The sequence below is a fragment of the Chitinophaga sp. genome (assembly GCF_035564935.1).
Taxonomy (GTDB): Bacteria; Bacteroidota; Bacteroidia; order Chitinophagales; family Chitinophagaceae; genus Chitinophaga.
Genome location: NZ_DATMTE010000920.1, coordinates 1 through 2,875, shown reverse-complemented (window position 1 = coordinate 2,875; position 2,875 = coordinate 1). Strand labels below are relative to the sequence as shown.

Genomic DNA, 2,875 nt, shown 5'->3' with positions numbered 1-2,875 from the left:
CAGCAATACCACGTATTTCGACTTTTTTGAATGTTCATCATGGAAAGGGATGAAGTTTTCATTTTCTTCCGAGGCCACGCCACAGCAGTAAATACTGGTTTCCAGGGCATCAATGAACTGCTCATTAGCAAATTCATCGAGCTTCTTTACTGATTCGCCCTGTACGTTGGTCCGGCCGGCTTCCCCCAGGATATCAGCAATACCGGCCTTATTTACTTCCACATTTACCCTTTTAGCAGCGAGACCAATATCACGCAGTAAACCGGATAACTGACCGGTAGCGCCCGGGTAATTCCGTAACTCCTGGATGGTAAATTCATCCAGTGTCATTACTTTTTGCTTAAGATTCATAACGTTAGGTTGTACGGGCGAAATTAGGCAATTGAAATTATTTTAACGGAACTGTCATTTATCTGCAAACAGATTTTAAAACAATTCTAAACTTGTCTTACTTTGCCGAATAATTTTTTAAAAGAAGATAAACTATCATATGAAGGTTTTCAAGTTTGGTGGCGCAAGTTTAGAAAGTGTTGAACGTATCCAGCAGGTGGCCCAGATTGTACAGTCATTCCAGGACGAAAAACTCCTCATTGTTATTTCTGCAATGGCTAAAACCACCAATGAGCTGGAAAAAGTGGCAGAAAACTTTTTCCTGCGCAAACGGGAAATAGCCGCACAACTCCTGCATAACATTGAACAACAGCATATAAATGTGGCAGAAACCCTGCTGGGCACCAAAGACCATCCCCTGTTTTCCCAACTGCAGCAATTCTTCACTGAAGCGGAATGGACGCTGGGCGAAAAACCTTTGCGCACCTACGACTACTACTATGACCAACTGGTGAGCCTGGGCGAACTGCTCAGCACCGCCATTGTAAGCGCCTTCTTTAACAGTGTAGGGCTTCACAATACCTGGCTGGATGTAAGGGATATTTTCCGTACAGATGATAATTTCCGTGATGCCAATATAGACTGGACCTATACCCAGCGCCAGGTGACCGAAAAGGTGGTTCCGCTGTTCAACAACACCAATATCGTGATTACACAAGGTTTTATAGGCAGTACCGATCAGAATGAAAGCGTTACCCTGGGCAGGGAAGGCAGCGATTACTCCGCCGCCGTTTTCGCCAATATGCTGGATGCCGAAAGCCAAACCATCTGGAAAGACGTGGAAGGACTGAAAAACGCCGATCCCAAGCTCTTTCCCAATACCATAAACATACCGGAGATCAGCTACGGGGAAGTGATAGAAATGGCCTACTATGGCGCCCAGGTGATTCACCCGAAAACTATTAAGCCGTTACAGAACAAACAGATCCCATTGCTGGTAAAGTGCTTCCTGGATAAGAACCTGCCCGGCACCGTGATTAAGGAAACCGCTGACATAAAACAGCTGCCTCCTATTATTGTGCTTAAAAAGAACCAGGTATTACTGAATATTACGTCCAAAGACTATTCTTTTATTACAGAAGATAAGATCAGCGATATTTATGAGATCTTCCACGGGCTAAAGGTGAAAATTAACCTGATGCAGAACGGGGCGATCAATTTCTCCTGCTGTATAGATAATAACCCGGAGAAGATAGAGCTCCTGATCAAAATCCTGCACGAGCAGTTTAAGATCGTTTATAACGAGGGGCTGGAGCTGCTTACCGTACGCTACTATCAAAATGGCCTGCTGGAAGAGCTAAGCGATGGCCGTACCGTATTGTTGGAACAACGTTCACCCGCTACCATACAGCGTTTGCTGAAAAAATAAATTTATCCAGTAAAATTATTCCCCCTTTTCGTGCAACTTTTTTCGTACCTGTTCGTCTTTAGTAAAATTGTGGTATGAAAAAAGTTGCTATCGTTTTAAGCCTGAGTACCGTAGTGATGCTGATCATTGCATGCGGAGGAACAATGGTCAACCGTGGCTACCTTTCCGCCAGCAACCCGGATGAATTGCCTATTTACCTGATCACCCTCGGAAATTTCAGGGAAGCACCCGCCTGTACTACTACACAATCGTCGTGTATAATGAATGGAACAGAAAATATGCCCCTCGGTAAAATACAGGATGTGTTAAGATCGGCGCTTCAATATTATCAGGAAAACTGCAGCAGGAAATAACAGCCCCAATATTTTGGTATTAGCTTTTGAGAAATTTTACAACGGAAACGATAGTATGAGAACAATCATCGTAGCCCTGGGAATGCTTTTTATGGTTGCGCACCCTACCCTGGCACAACAGTCCAACTCCACAGGAAAAATTACACTGACAATTACAGACCATGAAGGTAAGCCGCTGCCCTTTACCAGCGTAATGGTGAGGAATATAAAGGATTCCACCCTGGTGAAAGGAGAGCTGAGCACTGCCGGCGGCAACTGTGCCTTTGAAAAAATACCATACGGCCATTATTTCATCCAGGCATCCCAGATGGGATATAATACCACCTACAGTAAAACCTTCCAGCTTAGCGCCGCGCATAAGGCCGTTGCCCTGGACACTATCCGGCTGCATACACTGGGAAAAAACCTCCAGGCCATTAATGTAACCGCCCAGAAACCGTTTATCGAAAGTTCTGCCGGGAAAACGGTAATGAATATAGAAAACAGCGTTAGCGCCGCCGGTAACACCGCGTTGGACCTGCTCCGCCGCGCTCCGGGTGTACAGGTAGACAACAACGAAAACGTAACCCTGAAAGGACAGAGCGTAACCGTTATGATCGACGGTAAACTGACCTACCTGAGTGGCGAGCAATTAACCAATCTCCTTAAAACAACACCCGGCGAAAGCATTGCTTCCATTGAAATATTAACCAGTCCTTCTGCCAAATATGATGCCTCCGGTAATGGCGGTATCATCAACATAAAAACTAAAAAAGGAAAAATG

The 2,875-nt window shown here is 45.0% G+C and carries 3 protein-coding genes and 1 pseudogene; 3 read left to right on the top strand and 1 reads right to left on the bottom strand.

The window, feature by feature from the left end; all coding sequences use genetic code 11:
- Positions 1 to 351 (bottom strand): annotated as a pseudogene (locus tag VN105_RS23970) (fructose-bisphosphatase class I); the annotation flags it as partial.
- Positions 352 to 490: 139 nt separating this feature from the next.
- Between VN105_RS23970 and VN105_RS23965 the strand changes: the two are divergent.
- The 3 genes from VN105_RS23965 to VN105_RS23955 all read left to right on the top strand — a co-directional run.
- The gene (locus tag VN105_RS23965; protein WP_325644991.1) at positions 491 to 1,759 is read left to right on the top strand and encodes an aspartate kinase; all 1,269 of its coding nucleotides are present in this window, start codon (positions 491 to 493) and stop codon (positions 1,757 to 1,759) included.
- Between the two features lie 74 nt (positions 1,760 to 1,833).
- Positions 1,834 to 2,112, top strand: a complete 279-nt coding sequence (locus VN105_RS23960) for a hypothetical protein (RefSeq protein ID WP_325644989.1) — start codon at positions 1,834 to 1,836, stop codon at positions 2,110 to 2,112.
- 55 nt (positions 2,113 to 2,167) lie between these two features.
- On the top strand, positions 2,168 to 2,875 hold a 708-nt coding region (locus VN105_RS23955), incomplete at its 3' end, for a TonB-dependent receptor (protein WP_325644988.1).

What these genes read in the sequence shown, in the direction of transcription:
- VN105_RS23960 (WP_325644989.1), top strand. Translation starts at nt 1,834, where the DNA reads ATGAAAAAAGTTGCTATCGTTTTAAGCCTGAGTACCGTAGTGATGCTG.
- VN105_RS23965 (WP_325644991.1), top strand. Translation starts at nt 491, where the DNA reads ATGAAGGTTTTCAAGTTTGGTGGCGCAAGTTTAGAAAGTGTTGAACGT.